Source organism: Microcystis sp. M179S2 (assembly GCF_020245805.1).
Taxonomy (GTDB): domain Bacteria; phylum Cyanobacteriota; class Cyanobacteriia; order Cyanobacteriales; family Microcystaceae; genus Microcystis; species Microcystis aeruginosa.
The window spans coordinates 1-17,353 of sequence record NZ_JADBUE010000376.1; the positions used below are offsets into that span (position 1 = coordinate 1).

Sequence of the window (17,353 nt, forward strand, 5' to 3'; positions counted from 1 at the left end):
ATGGTTTTCTGCCCCGAAACAAGCTATAATGGTCGAAAGGTCAAATTTAAAAAATTTTGCCTCAAACCCTATCTGCGTAAGGAATTCAGGATTTTGTGTCCAGTAGTCCATTAGTATTATATTGCTTTAACTCAGGCTCTTTAAGACTTTTAGCCATAGCTAGTATGTTTATACGGGGGAAGTTCAGTTATAGTAGCGTCGGGCAGATGTTCGAGGATTGGAACAAGGATACAGGGGAATGTTAACCCCACAGGAAAGCACCCGCTTTCGACGCGATTTGAGGCAGATGAAAAAACGGGGTAAAGACTTGGAAAAGTTAAAAACTGTAGTGGAACTCCTGGTGCAAGAACAAATACTACCAGAGCGATACCGAGATCATAATCTCGTTGGAGATTAGTCCGGTTATCGTGAGTGCCATATCGAGCCAGATTGGTTATTGCTCTACAAGATTGAGCGAGATGAGGAAAGCTTAACACTCGTTCGGACTGGGACTCATTCGGATCTGTTTAAATAGTCTTCTTAACCATTCCCTTAGAAAACGGGTTTCTTTGAGAAACCCGTTTTCTGGACTGTCAATCTCTTGTCTCGATTAATTCGGGGACAAGTTCGGGAATAAAACCTGGTTCAGCTAAAGAACCAGTAACATGATGTTCAAAGACTTCTGCGGGGGGAAAAGTTTTCTTGACTTCCTGAGATTGCGGATCCGTAGAAGGTAGCCATTTAATTAGGGGTAAAGGTAGGAGAGTGGAGAGATTAGTAATCACCACCAATAACCAAAGGTTATCAAAATTAGTTTCGGTGACTCCCAACCAATGGGTTAATAAAGCCCCGATTTCTTGGGAAACTAATCCCGACATATTCCAGATGGACATTAATAAAGCGAATAGAGATGCTTCAATGCCCACGGGACAAAGACGGGCCGATAAAATTAAGACGGGTAAAAAGGCAATTTGTCCCATGACGGTGAGGATGAGACTATCCCCCAAACTAAACCAATGATCGTCAATACCGAGCGCTCGATTAGTATGGGTAACTAAGATTAGGGTAGTCATCCCTAAAAGCGCAGAAATCACCGTACTCCAACCCAAAATTAAACGAAAGGAAATCGCTTTTAAAAACCTTTGATATACCCAGATGCCCAGGATCGAGGCTAAACTGGTGACTAAGCGCACTCGTCCTAAAAATTCTGGTTCAAATCCTAACTCGTTGGTGGTGAAGTAGAAAAAGGCAGAATCGGCGCTAGGAGTAGCCTGCCAGAGGAAAATAAAGGCAGTGGGTAATAAAATTGATTTTTGTCTAATTGCTGACCATAATTGCCCGATTTGCTCCTTGACTTTGGGCGTGGATTGTGATTCATCATTATTATTCTTGACTTTTTCCTCTGTAATTAAAAACGCCATGGCTGAGGCAATCAGGGGAAAAATAGCCGTGAGAGCGAAGACGGGACGAGTACCGAGGTGTGCGAGTAACCAACCACCGAGATAAGCCGTAATTAAGCCGCCTAACGCCGATATTCCCCAAGTTAAGGACTGTAGAGAACCGGATTGAGTGAAGGACTCTTTGCGCGCTCTTTCTACTACCAAAGAATCGACGATGACATCGCTAATGGTGACAGAAAGGGAACCAAGCAGGATCGCGGCCATCGCTTGCCAAGCATTCTCCACCACAGTGGCTAGGGCTAACCAAGCTAAAACCCCGAGAATTCCCGATAAAATTAGGTAGGGCCGACGACGATAGCCAAAAATAGGCAAACCATCCGAAAGAAAGCCAAAAGCTGGTTTAATCACCCAAGGAATCGCCGCCACTCCGATTAATGCCCCCATCTGGGAGGGACTCAAGGCCAAATCGTCTTTTAAAAAAAAGCTAACCGCTAATCGGGAGAGTCCGAGAATGCCCTGCACGAAATAAACCCCTAAAATGCCAATTAATTCGGGATTAGGGTCATTTCCGAACAAGATAGTCTCTTTAAGGAATTTTTTCCCGCGATCGATGCCAAGGCGATTAATAAGCATGAAGTTTCATAAATATTTGTTACTGTCTCTATAATAATGATTGAGCGCTCGATCGGTGCGTTAGCTGTTAGGGTTTGGCTGTTGAGCTTTAGGTTTTGGCGGTTGGGTATTGGGTTTTAGGGTTTTAGTTGAATTTCCCCATAAAAGGCTTATTGTCGTGTTATGGGGAAAGTTTTTTGCGATCGCTCTATTTGAGAGTAATATAGGGAAAGATTCTGGAAAAAATGCTTATCTGTCAAATCTTCAGCAGAATGCTATATGAACTCTTATCTCGACAGGTAAGAGTTCATATCACAATTTAAACTTAGCTAGCAAGCCAGGATAGATGTATCCCGTTATGCTATCGTTGGCAATTTTTTATATTCTTCCTTATGCTTTTGTATCGCATCCCAGATGTCAACCTTTTGCTGAAGGTTGAGCCAAAGTTGAGGACCATTCCCTAAGGTTTTCCCAATACGAATGGCCATGTCTACCGTGATTGGTCTTCGACCTTGAATAATTTCATTAACAGTGCGCCGAGACACACCGAGAAGCTCAGCAAAGGTTGTTTGAGTCATTTCAATATCTTCAAGCACATCTGAAATGACCTCTCCAGGATGCACTGGTCTTATTTGCCTCCCATTAATAATATCTTGTAAGTCTTTCATAAATTATTTTCCTGTTTGAATCAAAACTCTTTGTTTTTCCTTATAGTCAGTGATAATCTTCAAGGTTTAAATCGTAGGCATCATTATTTCTAAATGTGAAAGTAATACGCCAGTTACCTGATACCTTTATTGACCAAGTTTCTCTTCTATCCCCTTTAAGCTGGTGTAAATCATAACCCGGTATTCTAAGGTCATCTATAGCTGTTGCAGAATCTATCACTTCAAGTCTTCTCCTTATTCTTTTTTCTAAATCTTTGGGTATACCTTTTGCATTACCTTCTTTTAATAATCTTTCTAATGCCTTATTTCTAAAAGTTTGTATCATTCAATGGATTTCTACTATATTTCATATTAAATCTTGGTCTATAACAGTTTAATGACAGTTTAATCTTATACATAAATATATTTTTTGTAACTTTGTAGGTTACAACTCCACTGTAATGTGGAAGGTTACAAATGTCAAGGCTCAAACTACTATGAAAGCAAAAGGGGTTCTAGTGCGATCGCTATCGCCCTAGGGTGCGTTCCCTAATGCAAGTCCTACTACTCCACCGATCGATTTTGGGGAACGCACCTTGCTCATTCATTGAAGTTGATAAGTCTAGGTAATCTAATATCCTCTGCCAGATTAGCACTTAATTGGGGATAGATCATCTATTTCTTACATTAGTATGATCGCTGCTCTGGTAGTGGTGGAGGGTTCATAAAAAAATGTGCTAATCGGCATAACAGGCTCATTGTCATGTTGTCGGGAAATTTTCTTGCGATCGCTCTATTTGAGAGTAATATAGAGAAAGATTTTTTTTAAAATGTGTATTGGGGGTGATGTGTGGAAAGTTTTCGTATAATATCTGGTTAGTCCCCGGTGACAAAGTCATTGGATTTTCAATAGATGTTATGCTGACCAGTATTTTGCTGTGGTCGATGGCACTTAGCCTGTTGCTAATCAGCTTCACCCCTGGAGTATGGTATAAGCTATGGTTTTTTGAGATTTTGGGGACAGGCTATCTTTGGTTTGCGGGCTTGACTTTGATCTTGCTGTTGGCTCTGTTTTTACCCAGGTTCCGTCCTTCGCGCTGGAAATTGATGATCACGTTAGCTGTCGGACTGGGGTTTTATGCCAGCACAATTGGTACCTGGTATGTTCCGAGGTTGCGAGATGCTAGAACTGGTGGTTTCCCATTGACTGTAATGACCTACAACGTCAACTACCAACTATGGGAGACCAGTGCCGTGACTGACCTGGTTCGGGCAAATCCCGTAGATGTATTCGGGTTAGTTGAACCGTTCAAGGAGCAGGCAGCAGAGCTACTAGACAATGTGCAGGATCTTTATCCTTACTATTACCGCGCAACGGGAGGCGGACTGAGTTTATTTAGCCGCTATCCCATTACAGAGGCGACGACTGACAACTTGGGAACCCGCCACCATAGCCTATTCGCAAGCGTTAATGTGACAGGACACCCCATTCGGGTTGTTGTTGCCCATCCCCTTGCCCCTATATCCATGCCTAACTTTATCAATCGTAACCAGGCGATGGTGGCCCTGGCAGCCTATGCAGCACAGCAGTCAATCACTACCGTAATAATGGGTGACTTTAACCTCACCTCCTGGTCGATTTATTTTCGCAACTTTATCATTAACTCAGGATTACGCAGTGTCAATCTAGGGCATGGACTAAATCCAACCTGGTTTTATACTGACGAAGCGCGATCACTATCCCATCTCGATCATTGGAAACAAGCTCTAAAAATTCCCATTGACCACATTTTCGTCAGCCAAAATGTCAGGGTTGATCAGGTCATCACACTGCCTTCAGGTGTATCTGATCATCGTCCAGTGATTGCAAAACTACGCGTGATGTAGCTTGTTTTAGCTCAGGTTCATAGCGATCGCATTGCTGTTGCGATCGCTATTGCCGTAGCCGTAGGGTGCGTTCCCTAAGGTCAGTTCTACCACTCCACCGAGCGACTTTTGGGAACGCACCTTACTCATTCATTGAAGTTGATAAGTGCGATCGCATCGCCTCGTAGCGACTGTCTTGATTGTCAAGAGGTAATTCAAAAAAACTCAAGCAGTTGCCGTAAAACTCAAAATCTCAAGCCAGAAAAAAGCGCAGCGATCGCATCGCTCGTAGGTTGGGTTGAGCGCAACAATACTGGGTCGAAAATAGCTCAAGTCGCTTGTTTAAGCGAAACCCAACCACCCTAAAGGTTACTCTGACAACTTTTAACACCTACCTACTTAACTTTATCCCAGATTACATCCCTAGTAATCCCTAGCAAGGTAGAAAATATTCTGATGAAATCAGGATTGTTGAATCTGCCAGAAAAAAGACAGTTCAACAGCCCAATTATGAGCGAGAAGTAGTTCAAGGCTGACCGCTGAAATAACTGATAACTGAGAAAACGGTAGCAATTTCTACCAAAAGTCAGAATAAAATTCGTTATCGTCATAAGGTCATGACGGAATGTAATTAAAACGAGAAAGAATGCGGATCGAGCAATTGCAAGCCTTTTTAGCCGTAGCCGATACGGGCAATTTTGGTCAAGCCGCGCGCCAGTGTGGAGTCACCCAATCGACTATCAGCCGCCAGATTCAATCCCTAGAAACCGATTTGGGCTTACCTCTTTTCCATCGTACCGCCCAAGCGAAGTTAACCATTGCTGGCGAGAAATTACTGCCCCGGGCGAAACGGATTTGTCAAGAATGGACGAATATTCACGAGGAAATCACCGACCTACAGGCAGGAAAACAGCCAGAATTGTGCGTTGCGGCGATTCATTCCGTGTGCGCCCACTATTTACCGCCGATTTTGCCGAAATTTTGTGCTGAATACCCAGAAGTTCAGTTAAGAGTTACAGCCCTAGGCAGCGATCGCGCTTTAAAAGTGCTGCGGGATGGTTTAGTAGATGTGGCGTTGGTAATGAATAATCGTTTTCTCACCTCTAGCCCGGAGATGGTGGTCGAGGTATTATACCAAGAAGCGATCGAAATTCTCATGGCCGCTAATCATCCCCTCGCCCAATACAAAGAAGTGCCATGGTCAGAATTAATCCCCTATCCGCAAGTGGTTTTCAAAGACGGCTACGGAATGCAAAGATTAGTACAAGAATGGTTTTCCCGTCAGGATGCCCACCTGAAAACCGTCATGGAATTAAACACCCTCGATGCTTTTCGCGGTGTGGTGCGTCAGGGTAATATTATCGCTCTTCTGCCCCAATCCGCCTTGATGGAGGCCCGTAGCGATGCCACCCTCGCCATTCGTCCTCTTGCTTCCCCTAGTGGCGAAAATCCCCATCTTAACAATGGTAAATTTAGTCATCGTCCCACCCGTCAGGTAGTCCTTGTCACCACTAGCGATCGCCTACAGATACCACCGATCGCTCATTTTTGTCAATTAGTGCGGCAAATGAATCAAAGTGTGGTTAAAAGCTTAGAAAACCACCCCGTCCAGCCTTAGCAATCCCCATCAATCCCATTTACTCTTTATTTTTTTCCTTGAGATGAGCGATACTTTTCGAGAATTATTAAAAGCGATCGGTAGTGGCACCCATACGGGCAGAAATTTAACCCGTCCTGAAGCGGCAATGGCCACCAAGATGATGTTAACCCAAGAGGCAACCCCGGCCCAAATCGGTGCTTTTATGATTGCCCATCGCATTAAACGCCCCACCAGCGATGAGTTAGCGGGAATGCTTGATGCCTACGCCGAGCTTGGCCCGCAAATAACCCTAGAATCAGCCTCTTTTCAGCATCCGATCGCTATTTTTGGCAATCCCTACGATGGACGCTCTCGCACTGCCCCAGTTACTCCGATCACTACTTTAATCTTAGGGTTGGCGGGGGTTCCCGTAGTCCTGCACGGGGGCGATCAAATGCCGACTAAATACGGTATTTCCCTCAGAGAAATCTGGCAGCAATTAGGAGCAGATTTTAGTCAATTATCCTTAGCAGCAGTGAAAGACTGTTTAATCACCACAGGATTGACTTTTTTCTATATTCCGCGCCATTTTCCCCTAGTACAGAATTTTATTCCCTATCGGGAGCAAATCGGTAAACGTCCGCCCATGGCCACGGTAGAGTTAATGTGGTCGCCTTTTGTGGGTAATATTCATCAGATATCGGGTTTTGTTCATCCCCCCACCGAAGATCGTTTTCGCGAAACTTTTGCCCTGAGAAATATCTCTCACTTCACCACCGTGAAAGGATTAGAGGGGAGTTGTGATTTAGCCTGTAATCGGACGGCGATTATCGGTCTGGGAAATCCCACCGATACCCCTTCCTTTCAGCGATTTTTCCTAAATCCTCGCGATTATGGCTTCTGTCCCTCGGATTATCCCCTGGAATCTTTAGAGATGCTCACCGCTAAATTAAAGGGTTTATTAGCCGGAGAAAATAATGAATTAACCGATGCGGCAATTTTTAACGGTGGTTTTTATCTTTGGCGCTGTGGAATTGCCCCGGATATCCCCACGGCTTTCCAGCAAGCACAACAATCTTTACAGTCAGGAAAAGCCCTGGCTAAACTAGAACAAATCCGTAATTATCTCCAAAATCAGGAATAGATAGGAATAGGACTGTAGGGAAAATCAATCCATTATAAATACTTTTGAGAAAAAAATTTTCCCAACTGCATCATTTCCTCGCTCAAGTGGGAAAGCTATGACTACGGTAAACGATTTAGAAGTTTCTAATTCCTATCACAGTCGCCCCTAGAGAAGCCATCATGTCTGCAATTAACCCCTCGACGCTCGAAACTGAATTTATCTGTCCCTCTTTTTCTATCTTAAAACTGAAGGAAAACTCGATCGACCTGGATGAAGATTTTCTCGGCAGTGATTTGGAAGATGATTTAGTATCTAGTCCCGAAAAAAGCTACAGCAACGGCACAACTACCGATTTAGTACGTTTATACCTACAAGACATTGGCAGAGTGCCTCTGCTCAAACGGGACGAGGAAGTTGAACAAGCGCAACAGGTACAGCGTCATCTGTCTTTACTGAAATTATGCGCCGCCGCCGTTAAACAAGGTGATGCACAAGTACAGCAATTTGTCAAGTTAATTGAGGTGCGCGATCAGCTAACCGCTCAATTAGCCCATCGTCCCTCCCTAGAACGCTGGGCAAAAACCGCCCAAATCAGGGTGTCTGAGTTAAAAAATGCTTTAAAAGCAGGGAAACAGCGTTGGGCGCACCTAGCGGGCTTAGAAGTGGGGGAATTAGAAGAAATTATTGCCCTTGGTACCCGTGCCAAAGAACAGATGATCAAGGCCAATTTACGTCTGGTGGTGTCGGTGGCCAAAAAATATCAGAATCGCGGTTTAGAATTATTGGATTTGATTCAAGAGGGAACCCTGGGTTTAGAACGCGCCGTCAAGAAATTTGATCCCACCAAAGGCTATCGTTTTAGTACCTATGCCTACTGGTGGATCCGTCAAGGAATGACAAGAGCGGTCGCAACTAAAAGCCAGATTATTCGCTTACCGGTTCATATTACCGAAAAACTCAACAGAATTAAGAAGGCACAACGGAAAATCTCGCAAATGCGCGGTCGCACTGCGACCGTAGAGGAAATTGCCCAAGAGTTAGCTCTGACTCCTGAAGCTGTGCGGGAATTGTTGATGACAGTGCCGCGTTCGGTTTCCTTAGAAATAAAAGTGGGTAAGGAAAAAGATACGGAATTATTAGACCTTTTGGAAATCGAAGCAGTGTCTTCAGAAAATCATTTTGTCTATGAATCTTTGCAAAGAGATATCAGAGCACTATTGGCAGATTTAACCACTCGTGAACGAGAAGTGATTGAATTGCGCTATGGTTTTCTCGATGGTAAATCCCATTCTTTGGCTGATATCGGTCGCACTTTGGAATTATCCCGGGAAAGGGTACGACAAATTGAGTTGAAAGCTTTGCAAAAACTGCGTCAATCCCAGCTACATAATCAAATTCGCGATTATTTTGAAGCGTTGAGTTAGTTAGGGTATGTGGAAAAAGTTTTTCCCGGGGGCAGGGTGTGGGGAGTATTTTCAGTGAACAGTAAACAGTAATCCTAAATCCTGTTATTAAAAACTGATTATTTATTCCTCCTTTTGCCTTTTGTCTCTTGCTTCTTGCCTATCCTGATATGTAGCCTATACTTAACGGATTTAGTATAATCAGTGATCTGAAAATACTCCCTATTTTTTTAGGAGATTTTAACTCACCGAGAATAAGGATTTGATGATACCAAATCCGTTTTTAATACTGTGATTAACTCCCCAGTCATGGATTGTTTCTCCCTGCTCTGGCGCTCCCCACTCCCCTATACCTTTTAAACAGGATTTATCCTAAATCCTGTTATTAAAAACTGATTATTTATTCCTCCTTTTGCCTATTGCCTCTTGCCTATCCTGATATGTAGCCTATACTCAACGGATTTAGTATTAATATGTCCAATTTTGTTTCGTCTGTAGGGTGTAGGTTCCGTCGCGCACATTGACCCGATGGGGGATCAGCTTCAGGTCTCGGAAGATATGAGCTTGGTGTTGTAGGGCCGTCAGAGAGCGATCGTCGATTGGGATAATGGCACGTTCAGAGGCCCGTTGTTCGAGATTAGTCACGATCGCCGGATCGATCTCGTGGTGGGCTGCCAAGCGTCTCGTCGCCTCTAACTCCTGTTGTTTCGCCCAGGCCCCCGCCTCGTTCACCTCTTCTAAAATCACCTTCAGTACATCGGGATAATCCCGCACCAATTCGGGAACCGCATAATAATAGGTCGGCACTTCTAGAGAGGCGTTTTCCCCGAATATACTCTCTAGATCCGCCACCGATCTTCCCGGATAGGTGCGCGTCTCCGTGGGGGAATAGGGAACCCAGACCACCCAAGCGTCGATCTCACCGCGACGAAAAAGCACCAGTGCTTCCGGTTGAGTCGCATACACCGGTTCGATATCGCTTAATTCTAGATTCACTCTCATCAGGGCGCGGATGAGGACATAATGGGCGCTCGAACCTCGATCGAAGGCGATTCTTTTTCCTTTTAAATCCGCCAACGTCTCTATTGGCGAATCCTCAGGCACGAGAATCGCCTGACCTTTCGGGGCGGTATATTTTTCTTTGGCTACCCGGACGAAGACGTGTTCCGCCGCTTGCGAGAAAATACTCGCCGTACCGCCACCACCGCAGAAGTCGATCGTTCCGTTGCTCAAGGCCTCGATCAGAGAGGAAGCGGCCAGAAAACTCGTCCACGTTACCGTCACCCCAAAGGGTTTTAAGCGTCTTTCCAGAAAGGCCTGGGCGCGGAGAACTTCCAGATTGGTCATGCCCTCGGGATAGCCGATCTTGAGGGTTCCTAACCGCCGCGCTTGTTTGGCGAGAGGAGTGATATCGGAGGGGGTCGAGCGCTTGAACCAGCGATCGATCGCGATACAGAAGAGAATTCCAGCGATAAATAATCCCACGGTTTCCAATAGCCGGGGAGTCGTATTTCGGGGGAATTTAAAGCTATCGACGAGGTTCAGAATCGGGTTATCGGATCGAGAATTTTGACCGACGGCGATCTCGCGTAGCGAGCGCTTTGCGTTCGTGTCGGAAAATCCAGCCAGGAGAAAGCTCCCGACGAGACTGGTCAAAAAAAGCACTGCGGGAAGAACTGCCCGCCAATTTCGCCACGGTTTCCAGAGACACTTGATCGAACGGTGGAGCATGGGATTTCTCGCAGAAAACAAGATTTATGATCGGGAAAGGAGACAAGAGGGAAGGGTTTCCCAACTTGATCGGGAGAGGTTCCATTAGTTTTATCTACATACTATAAAAATCCACGACTCCTCGATTGTGTAACAAAGTACATTTATAAATGTATTGAAAATGATATAGTTTTAAAATTAAATTGCGCCCGCCTTTGAGAGATCGAGGTAATATGGATGGATTGGTTGATCGAAATCGTCAAAATCGCGGTGGCCACCGGCATAGCCACCACCTTCGACGACAATATTTATCTAACCGGCTTCTTTAGCGAGGTAAATCGTACCTTTCGCCCGGTTCACGTTGTCGTCGGCGAGCTAGTCGGGTTTACGGCCTTAGTATCGGTGAGCTTGCTGGGTTTTCTACTCGGCTTAATCATCCCGCCGATTTATATCGGTCTTCTCGGAATCTTGCCGATCCTCATCGGTGTGAGAAATTTACTGACGTTAAATCGCGATAACGAGAGGGAAACCGCAGATCGCAAGGTGAATTTGCGAAGAAACGCCCGATTTCACGGATTCGCCTCCCGCAGACTATCCCTCGGTCAAGTCTTCAGCGATCGCCAAACCTATAAAGTTTCCGCGGTCACGATATCCAATGGCGGCAATAATCTCGGTATCTACATTCCCCTATTCGCCAATAGTACCGTGGCGCAGTTAGCCGTAATCATCCCGATCTGCTATCTAATCGTTTGTACTTGGTTATTTCTCTCCTATAATCTAACCCGCCAACCGGGGATCGCGGTTGTCCTCAGCCGTTATGCGAGTAAGCTTTTCCCTTTTGTGCTGATGTGGTTGGGCCTACGGATTATTCTCGATAACGGCTCCTATCGCCTGTTGATTCCCACCGGGTAAATTAGACCCCCCGTAAAAATCGCCAATCTCCGGCTCCCACGGGAGTCAAAATTCAGGAAGAGAGAAGAAAAAATTAGTTGGTTTAGAGCAACCTTATCGAGAAAATCCCGATGAATGTATCACTGTTGCCAATTCGATCGCTGTTTCGTCCCTTTCGTTCCTTATCGGGGAGGAGCTTCCTTTCCTTCCTGTTAGTGGGACTGTTGGCAAGTATTGCCCTCGCCTCCTGCGGGGGAATCGGCTCAAAACCGGAGGTGAAACTGAATCTCGTTTCCTTCTCGGTCACGAAAGCCGCCCACGACCAGATTATCCCGAAATTCGTCGAGAAATGGCGGAAAGAGCATAACCAAAAAGTCATTTTCCAGCGGAGTTACGGCGGTTCCCTGGCCCAGGCCGATGACGTGATCGCCGGGAAACAAGAGGCGGACGTGGTACATCTCGCCCTTCCCCTCGACGTGATGCGGATATCTCAAGCCGGCCTGATTAATCGCGGTTGGGAAGATCGGGTGCCGCGGCGGGGGGTGGTGAGTCACTCGGTGGCGGCGATCGTCACGCGGGCGGGAAATCCGAAAAAGATTCAATCTTGGGCGGATCTGGCTAGAGAGGACGTTACGGTTCTATCCGCCGATCCGAAAACTTCCGGGATCGCTATTTGGCAGTTATTAGCCCTCTGGGGTTCGGTGACGCAAACGGGGGGCGAACCGCAACAGGCATGGGATTTTGTCCGCCGGATCTATCAAAAGATTCCCACCCTAGCCAGGGACGCGCGGGAAGCCAGCAATGCCTTTTTCCAAGAAGGAAAGGGGGATGTTTTAGTCACCTACGAAAACGAGGTAATTCTAGCGGCAAGAAATCAACCAGATACCAATTACTTAGTCCCCCCGGTCAATATCTCGATCGATAATCCCGTGGCGGTGGTGGATAGAAATGTCGATAAACACGGCACGCGAGAGGTGGCCGAGGCCTTTGTGAATTTCCTCTATTCCGAGCCGGCACAACAGGAATTGGCCAAATTGGGCTATCGATCGGTCAATCCCTTCGTGGCCAAGGATGAAGGACTACAATTTCCGCCGATCGAAACTCTTTTCAACGCCCAAGATCTCGGGGGTTGGACGTTGATCGAAAAGGAATTTCTGGCCAATAACGGCATCTTCGAGCAGATTAAAAACCAGTCGGCTTCCTAACATTTTTCCCGCTTTAATCTATGAAATTCTCTCATTATTTTTTCCTAATCTCCCTTCTGATGGCCAGTAATTTGATCGCCGGTTGCGGTCGCCCGGCCGACTCGGCCGAGAAAGAAGCGCCAGTCTCGATCGACGGTGGTGCGGTGGGTTTCGCCCTCTCCCTCGCCGTTGCCGAAGAATATCAGAGAATCCATCCCGAAGCGCGGGTAAGCGTCGCCACCAGTGGAACCGGGGGCGGTTTTAGTAAGTTCTGCGCCGGAAATCTCGACATTGCCGGGGCATCGCGGGTGATCCGGAAAGAAGAGATCGAGAAATGTCGGGAAAACGGCGTGGAATTTCTGGAATTACCGATGGCGATCGACGGATTGGCGGTGATCGTCAATAAAAAAAATCAATTCGCCAAGTGTTTAACGATTAAAGAACTCGATCGAATGTGGAACACGAAAGCGGAGGGTAGGATTACCAGTTGGAAACAGATTAATCCCAAATTTCCCGACGAGAGATTATTACTTTTCGCCCCGCCTTCCGATACGGGAACCTTCGATTATTTCACCCAAGCGATTACGGGAAAACGGAGAAATAGCCGTACCGATTTCACCCCGAACCGCAATCAAAACGCGCTCGTGCAGGGGGTGATCGGCAATCCATCCGCGCTTGCCTATTTAGGCATCTCTTTCTATATGCAGAACCAAGATCGATTGAACTTGGTGGCGATCGAAAATAATGAAGGAAAATGCGTCAAACCGGTCCCCATCGATAACGTTCTCCGCAATGTCTATAATCCCCTTTCCCGTCCCCTGTTTATCTACGTCAACAAGAATAATTTAAAAACGAATCCATCCCTGGAAAAATTCGTGCGCTTCTATTTAGAAAATTCCTGGAAATGGGTCGATGGCGTGGGTTACGTCGCTTTACCTGATGAGGCCTACGTCAAAACCCTGCGGAAATTCGAGCGCGGGGAAACGGGATCGAAATTCGGCAAAGCTAAACCGGGAGAACCGATCACGAACTTTATCTAAAAAAGGAATTTTGTCAAACCATGACCTTAACCCCGAGTTCTTTCGATAATTCTTTTTTGCCGGCAGATAATTCGCTCCTCAAGCACCCCGGCGACGATATTCAAGAGAAGATGATCGCGGTCATTCTCTTCGCTTGCGCTTTCGTTTCCGTGGCGACGACGATCGGCATCGTGGCGATTATTTTTAGCGAAACGTGGGGATTTTTTCAAGAGGTATCTTTCGCCCAATTCTTTCTCGATACCCGTTGGACTCCACTGTTCGCCACCCCTCATTTCGGCATCTGGCCGCTAATTAACGGGACATTTTTAACCACAGCCATCGCTATGTCCGTCGCGGTTCCTTTAGGCCTATCTTCCGCGATCTACCTCGCCGAATACGCGAAACCGAACCTAGCGGCGATTTTACGCCCCGCGGTGGAACTTCTCGCCGGGATTCCCACGGTGGTGTACGGGTACTTCGCCCTACTCGTTGTCACGCCCACTTTGCGGAATCTTTTCCCCGTCGAGATTTTTAACGCCCTCAGCGCCGGGTTAATGATGGGGATCATGATCACTCCCACGGTGGGATCGATTAGTTTAGACGCGATCCGAGCGGTTCCCCGTTCCCTGCGCGAGGGTTCCTACGCGCTAGGAATTACCAAGCTGGAAACGATTTTTAAAGTGGTTCTCCCCGCCGCCCTCTCCGGGATCATGGCCTCGATTATTCTGGGAATGTCCCGGGCGGTGGGGGAAACGATGACGGTGTTGATCGCCGCCGGCTCGCAACCCCGGCTTACCCTCAATCCCTTCGAGTCGATCGCCACGATGACCGCTTTTATGGCCGAGATTTCCGGGGGAGATGCGCCCCGGGGCAGTCTCAGTTTTAAAACCCTCTACGCGGTCGGCGCGGTGCTTTTTCTGATCACGCTGGTGCTGAATCTAGCCAGTTACTGGATATCCCACCGTTTTAAAGAAAAATACGATTGATTTCCCATGGTTAAATCCTCTGTCAAATCCGATACCGTTGAATTTATCGACCATCTCGAACGCCGCGAGGCGATCGGCAAATTCTGCGAGTATCTTTTCCTCTTCGGTTTACTGATCGGTTTGTTCGTTCTGGCGCTGTTGGTGTTGAATATCGCCCACGATGGACTCGGACGACTCTTAACCCCCGGATTCCTCACGGAAACGCCTTCCCGTTTCCCGGAAAGGGGCGGTATCCGTCCGGCGATCATCGGTAGTTTCTATCTGGGAATTATCGTGCTTCTCGTGGCGGTGCCGATCGGGGTCGGGTCGGCTTTGTATCTAGAGGAATACGCCCCGAAAACTTGGTGGACGGCACTGATCGAGGTGAATATCGGCAATCTGGCCGGGGTTCCCTCGATCGTCTACGGCTTATTAGGATTAGCGGTTTTTAACTATCTGCTCAATTTTGGCCCGACGCTGATTTCCGGCGCGTTAACCCTTGCGCTTCTCTCGCTGCCGGTGATTATCGTCACGGCGCGGGAGGCGATCCGGGCGGTTCCCGATTCCCTACGCCAAGCCTCCTACGGTCTAGGCAGTACCAAATGGCAGACGATCCAACACCATGTTTTACCCTACGCGGTGCCGGGGATTCTCACGGGGGTGATTATCTCCGTGTCGCGGGCGATCGGGGACGCGGCTTCCTTAATGGTCGTCGGCGCGGTTAGTTTCCTCACTTTCGATCCTGGTTTATTCCAACGCTTTATGGCACTACCGATTCAAATTTTCAGCTATATCACCCGTCCCGAACCCGGTTTCGCCAATGCGGCGGCGGCCGCGATTATCGTTCTGATCCTGTTAATTCTCGCCCTCAACGCCATCGCCATCTATCTACGTCAACGTTATTCGACACTGAATTAGGGAAGGCAGCGGGCAAGGGGGTAGATACATAACCTTCCCTACTCCTGCACTCCCCACTTCTCCAGTACGGGAGGGTTTGCAAACCCTCCCCTCTAAAAAAACCATCGATCTTTAATAAACGATCAGGAGAATTTTTGCCATGACTACCCACCTTAACCCAGATCACAGTGTTTTCGACGCAGAAGGTGTCAAAGTTTTTTATAACGGGTTTCTCGCTCTTGTGGACGTTCATATTAAAATTCCCGCGCGAAAAATCATCGCCTTTATCGGGCCGTCTGGTTGCGGGAAAAGTACCCTCTTGCGCTGCTTTAACCGAATGAACGATCTGATCCCCGGTGCCAAGGTGGAGGGAAGATTACTCTACCGAAATCAGAATATTTACGATTCGCAGGTCAACGCCGTCAAGTTACGGCGACAGGTGGGGATGGTTTTCCAACGTCCGAACCCTTTTCCCAAGAGCATTTACGAGAATATCGCCTACGCACCCCGAACCAACGGTTATCAGGGAAATCTTGAGGAATTGGTCGAGTATTCCCTGCGGCAGGCGGCGATCTGGGAGGAAGTAAAGGACAAACTCAAAGAAAAAGGAACGGCACTATCGGGGGGACAACAACAGCGTCTCTGTATCGCCCGTGCGATCTCGCGTAGCGAGCGCGTTGCGACCGCTATGAAGCCAGATGTTTTATTGATGGATGAACCCTGTTCGGCCCTCGATCCCATTTCTACCCGTCAGGTGGAGGAATTGTGCTTACAACTGAAGGAAAGTTACACGATCATCACCGTCACCCACAATATGCAGCAGGCATCGCGGATCGCCGACTGGACGGCATTTTTTAACACCGAAACCGATCCCTCCGGGAAACGCCGGGGGAAATTAGTCGAATTCAGCCCCACGGAAGTTATGTTCGGCAATCCCCAAACCGACGAGGCCCGCGAGTATATTAGCGGGCGATTTGGGTAATTGAAACAGAAAAAAACTCGATAGTCTGTTTTTCAAAACCGTGCGCGGTTTTATGCCGAGACACCCATTGCTATGAATAGAAAGGACTGGATTTTCGCTATTTTGTTGGTTTTTGTCCCGATCTCGATCGCCTGGAATTTCCTGCGTTGGGACGTGACGATCGTTTTCCTGAGTGCCTGTCTAGCGATTGTTCCCCTGGCCGCTTACATGGGAAAAGCGACCGAGGAAATCGCCGTCGTGGTCGGTCCCAATCTCGGCGGTTTATTGAACGCCACCTTCGGCAACGCTACCGAATTAATTCTCGCCTACGCCGCCCTCGAAGAAGGTTTGATCGAGGTGGTGAAAGCGACGATTACTGGTTCAATTATCGGGAATCTGCTGCTGGTAACGGGCGTATCGATGTTTTTCGGCGGCTTACGCTATCTCAAGGTCGCGAGAGGACTCCCGTTAAACCGCGTAGCGGTTAACGGGAGATGAATCGCCACCAGAATAAAACTAACGCGGTAGGGTTTCCACTTTTGGGGAGTTTTGGTTCTCGACGTATTTTTTTAGTTGTTCGATGGTAACGCCGCCACAACTGGCCACGAAATAAGCTCCCGTCCAAAAATAGGGTTTGTTGTAGAAATACTTGGCCGCCAAATCCAGAAATTCCTTTCTAATTAATGGGACTACTAACTGTTTTAAGGTTAGCGATTAATTTGGATAAAGCGATGTCAGGTTTGTCATCGATAATCCGGTGAACGTAATCCGATTCACCGTTGAAATCAAGTAATGTGCTGTCCCATTTCGTGAGCGTTGACACAAAAATTTCTTTAAGTCGGGCTAAGATTTCATTGTTAATAGCAATGGCCGGTATTTGATGACGAATACGACGTGAGCGGTAAGTTTATAAACAGAGCTAAATTCATGATTGTAATCAGTTGACATATTAGGCGGTAAGTGTTATAATCTGATTGTACATCACGAAACGAACGACAGTGATAACGCTTACCTACCAGTACAAACTAAAGGTAAATAGGCAACAGGAACGGGAGATCATCCACATTCTTGATGTTTGTAAGAGCGTTTATAATTACGCTCTTTCAGAACGGAA

18 protein-coding genes and 2 pseudogenes are annotated in these 17,353 nt (G+C 47.1%); 13 read left to right on the forward strand and 7 right to left on the reverse strand.

Annotation, left to right across the window (positions count from 1 at the left end):
- Positions 1-238 precede the first annotated feature (238 nt).
- Positions 239-514, forward strand: a pseudogene (locus tag IM500_RS23360) (type II toxin-antitoxin system YafQ family toxin).
- Between the two features lie 58 nt (positions 515-572).
- Here the strand turns inward: IM500_RS23360 and IM500_RS23365 are convergent.
- From IM500_RS23365 to IM500_RS23375, 3 genes are all read right to left on the reverse strand, one after another.
- Complete coding sequence (locus tag IM500_RS23365; protein ID WP_287739626.1) at positions 573-2,012, reverse strand: folate/biopterin family MFS transporter; 1,440 nt, start codon at positions 2,010-2,012, stop codon at positions 573-575.
- Between the two features lie 335 nt (positions 2,013-2,347).
- On the reverse strand, positions 2,348-2,659 hold the full coding sequence (locus IM500_RS23370) for a HigA family addiction module antitoxin (protein WP_190719901.1): 312 nt from the start codon (positions 2,657-2,659) through the stop codon (positions 2,348-2,350).
- Positions 2,660-2,705: 46 nt separating this feature from the next.
- On the reverse strand, positions 2,706-2,984 hold the full coding sequence (locus IM500_RS23375; protein WP_190719898.1) for a type II toxin-antitoxin system RelE/ParE family toxin: 279 nt from the start codon (positions 2,982-2,984) through the stop codon (positions 2,706-2,708).
- A gap of 572 nt (positions 2,985-3,556) precedes the next feature.
- On the opposite strand from IM500_RS23375, the gene IM500_RS23380 reads away from it, so the two are divergent.
- Positions 3,557-4,525: an endonuclease/exonuclease/phosphatase family protein gene (locus IM500_RS23380; RefSeq protein ID WP_242034538.1), complete on the forward strand. Its 969-nt coding sequence runs from the start codon at positions 3,557-3,559 to the stop codon at positions 4,523-4,525.
- A 6-nt stretch (positions 4,526-4,531) separates the two neighbouring features.
- Here IM500_RS23380 and IM500_RS23385 read toward each other — a convergent pair whose 3' ends face one another.
- A complete protein-coding gene (locus tag IM500_RS23385) occupies positions 4,532-4,654 on the reverse strand; it encodes a hypothetical protein (RefSeq protein WP_287739627.1) in 123 nt (40 codons plus the stop codon).
- A gap of 496 nt (positions 4,655-5,150) precedes the next feature.
- On the opposite strand from IM500_RS23385, the gene IM500_RS23390 reads away from it, so the two are divergent.
- The 3 genes from IM500_RS23390 to sigC all read left to right on the forward strand — a co-directional run bounded on the left by IM500_RS23390 (position 5,151) and on the right by sigC (position 8,633).
- Complete coding sequence (locus IM500_RS23390) at positions 5,151-6,122, forward strand: LysR family transcriptional regulator (RefSeq protein WP_190719895.1); 972 nt, start codon at positions 5,151-5,153, stop codon at positions 6,120-6,122.
- A gap of 43 nt (positions 6,123-6,165) precedes the next feature.
- Positions 6,166-7,227, forward strand: a complete 1,062-nt coding sequence (locus tag IM500_RS23395; protein ID WP_287739628.1) for an anthranilate phosphoribosyltransferase family protein — start codon at positions 6,166-6,168, stop codon at positions 7,225-7,227.
- Positions 7,228-7,388: 161 nt separating this feature from the next.
- Positions 7,389-8,633, forward strand: a complete 1,245-nt coding sequence (sigC, locus tag IM500_RS23400) for an RNA polymerase sigma factor SigC (protein ID WP_287739629.1) — start codon at positions 7,389-7,391, stop codon at positions 8,631-8,633.
- A gap of 447 nt (positions 8,634-9,080) precedes the next feature.
- Here the strand turns inward: sigC and IM500_RS23405 are convergent, their stop codons facing one another.
- Positions 9,081-10,343: a sulfonate ABC transporter substrate-binding protein gene (locus IM500_RS23405; protein ID WP_190719889.1), complete on the reverse strand. Its 1,263-nt coding sequence runs from the start codon at positions 10,341-10,343 to the stop codon at positions 9,081-9,083.
- 216 nt (positions 10,344-10,559) lie between these two features.
- Between IM500_RS23405 and IM500_RS23410 the strand changes: the two genes are divergently transcribed.
- From IM500_RS23410 to IM500_RS23440, 7 genes and pseudogenes are all read left to right on the forward strand, one after another.
- A complete protein-coding gene (locus IM500_RS23410) occupies positions 10,560-11,234 on the forward strand; it encodes a cadmium resistance transporter (protein ID WP_012264446.1) in 675 nt (224 codons plus the stop codon).
- Between the two features lie 110 nt (positions 11,235-11,344).
- The gene (locus IM500_RS23415) at positions 11,345-12,418 is read left to right on the forward strand and encodes a sulfate ABC transporter substrate-binding protein (protein WP_287739630.1); all 1,074 of its coding nucleotides are present in this window, start codon (positions 11,345-11,347) and stop codon (positions 12,416-12,418) included.
- Between the two features lie 20 nt (positions 12,419-12,438).
- Positions 12,439-13,437: a PstS family phosphate ABC transporter substrate-binding protein gene (locus IM500_RS23420; RefSeq protein WP_061430482.1), complete on the forward strand. Its 999-nt coding sequence runs from the start codon at positions 12,439-12,441 to the stop codon at positions 13,435-13,437.
- A gap of 20 nt (positions 13,438-13,457) precedes the next feature.
- The gene (gene pstC, locus IM500_RS23425; protein ID WP_190719879.1) at positions 13,458-14,402 is read left to right on the forward strand and encodes a phosphate ABC transporter permease subunit PstC; all 945 of its coding nucleotides are present in this window, start codon (positions 13,458-13,460) and stop codon (positions 14,400-14,402) included.
- Between the two features lie 6 nt (positions 14,403-14,408).
- On the forward strand, positions 14,409-15,299 hold the full coding sequence (gene pstA / locus IM500_RS23430; RefSeq protein ID WP_002738206.1) for a phosphate ABC transporter permease PstA: 891 nt from the start codon (positions 14,409-14,411) through the stop codon (positions 15,297-15,299).
- Positions 15,300-15,438: 139 nt separating this feature from the next.
- On the forward strand, positions 15,439-16,260 hold the full coding sequence (gene pstB / locus IM500_RS23435; RefSeq protein WP_287739631.1) for a phosphate ABC transporter ATP-binding protein PstB: 822 nt from the start codon (positions 15,439-15,441) through the stop codon (positions 16,258-16,260).
- Between the two features lie 72 nt (positions 16,261-16,332).
- Positions 16,333-16,683 (forward strand): annotated as a pseudogene (locus IM500_RS23440) (calcium:cation antiporter family protein); the annotation flags it as partial.
- A gap of 72 nt (positions 16,684-16,755) precedes the next feature.
- On the opposite strand, the gene IM500_RS23445 reads toward IM500_RS23440, so the two are convergent.
- Together IM500_RS23445 and IM500_RS23450 are read right to left on the reverse strand one after the other, a co-directional pair.
- Positions 16,756-16,899, reverse strand: coding sequence for a transposase (locus IM500_RS23445; RefSeq protein ID WP_261779553.1), 144 nt, complete (start codon positions 16,897-16,899; stop codon positions 16,756-16,758).
- A gap of 16 nt (positions 16,900-16,915) precedes the next feature.
- A complete protein-coding gene (locus tag IM500_RS23450) occupies positions 16,916-17,128 on the reverse strand; it encodes a transposase (protein ID WP_430015975.1) in 213 nt (70 codons plus the stop codon).
- Positions 17,129-17,237: 109 nt separating this feature from the next.
- Between IM500_RS23450 and IM500_RS23455 the strand changes: the two genes are divergently transcribed.
- Positions 17,238-17,353, forward strand: a 116-nt coding sequence (locus IM500_RS23455; RefSeq protein ID WP_287737421.1) for a helix-turn-helix domain-containing protein, incomplete at its 3' end; no start/stop codon positions are given.

What these genes read in the sequence shown, in the direction of transcription:
- IM500_RS23385 (WP_287739627.1), bottom strand. Translation starts at nt 4,654, where the DNA reads ATGAGTAAGGTGCGTTCCCAAAAGTCGCTCGGTGGAGTGGTAGAACTG.
- IM500_RS23395 (WP_287739628.1), top strand. Translation starts at nt 6,166, where the DNA reads ATGAGCGATACTTTTCGAGAATTATTAAAAGCGATCGGTAGTGGCACC.
- IM500_RS23415 (WP_287739630.1), top strand. Translation starts at nt 11,345, where the DNA reads ATGAATGTATCACTGTTGCCAATTCGATCGCTGTTTCGTCCCTTTCGT.
- IM500_RS23410 (WP_012264446.1), top strand. Translation starts at nt 10,560, where the DNA reads ATGGATTGGTTGATCGAAATCGTCAAAATCGCGGTGGCCACCGGCATA.
- pstA (WP_002738206.1), top strand. Translation starts at nt 14,409, where the DNA reads ATGGTTAAATCCTCTGTCAAATCCGATACCGTTGAATTTATCGACCAT.
- IM500_RS23370 (WP_190719901.1), bottom strand. Translation starts at nt 2,659, where the DNA reads ATGAAAGACTTACAAGATATTATTAATGGGAGGCAAATAAGACCAGTG.
- pstC (WP_190719879.1), top strand. Translation starts at nt 13,458, where the DNA reads ATGACCTTAACCCCGAGTTCTTTCGATAATTCTTTTTTGCCGGCAGAT.
- IM500_RS23365 (WP_287739626.1), bottom strand. Translation starts at nt 2,012, where the DNA reads ATGCTTATTAATCGCCTTGGCATCGATCGCGGGAAAAAATTCCTTAAA.
- IM500_RS23390 (WP_190719895.1), top strand. Translation starts at nt 5,151, where the DNA reads ATGCGGATCGAGCAATTGCAAGCCTTTTTAGCCGTAGCCGATACGGGC.
- IM500_RS23375 (WP_190719898.1), bottom strand. Translation starts at nt 2,984, where the DNA reads ATGATACAAACTTTTAGAAATAAGGCATTAGAAAGATTATTAAAAGAA.
- IM500_RS23420 (WP_061430482.1), top strand. Translation starts at nt 12,439, where the DNA reads ATGAAATTCTCTCATTATTTTTTCCTAATCTCCCTTCTGATGGCCAGT.
- sigC (WP_287739629.1), top strand. Translation starts at nt 7,389, where the DNA reads ATGTCTGCAATTAACCCCTCGACGCTCGAAACTGAATTTATCTGTCCC.
- IM500_RS23405 (WP_190719889.1), bottom strand. Translation starts at nt 10,343, where the DNA reads ATGCTCCACCGTTCGATCAAGTGTCTCTGGAAACCGTGGCGAAATTGG.
- pstB (WP_287739631.1), top strand. Translation starts at nt 15,439, where the DNA reads ATGACTACCCACCTTAACCCAGATCACAGTGTTTTCGACGCAGAAGGT.
- IM500_RS23380 (WP_242034538.1), top strand. Translation starts at nt 3,557, where the DNA reads ATGCTGACCAGTATTTTGCTGTGGTCGATGGCACTTAGCCTGTTGCTA.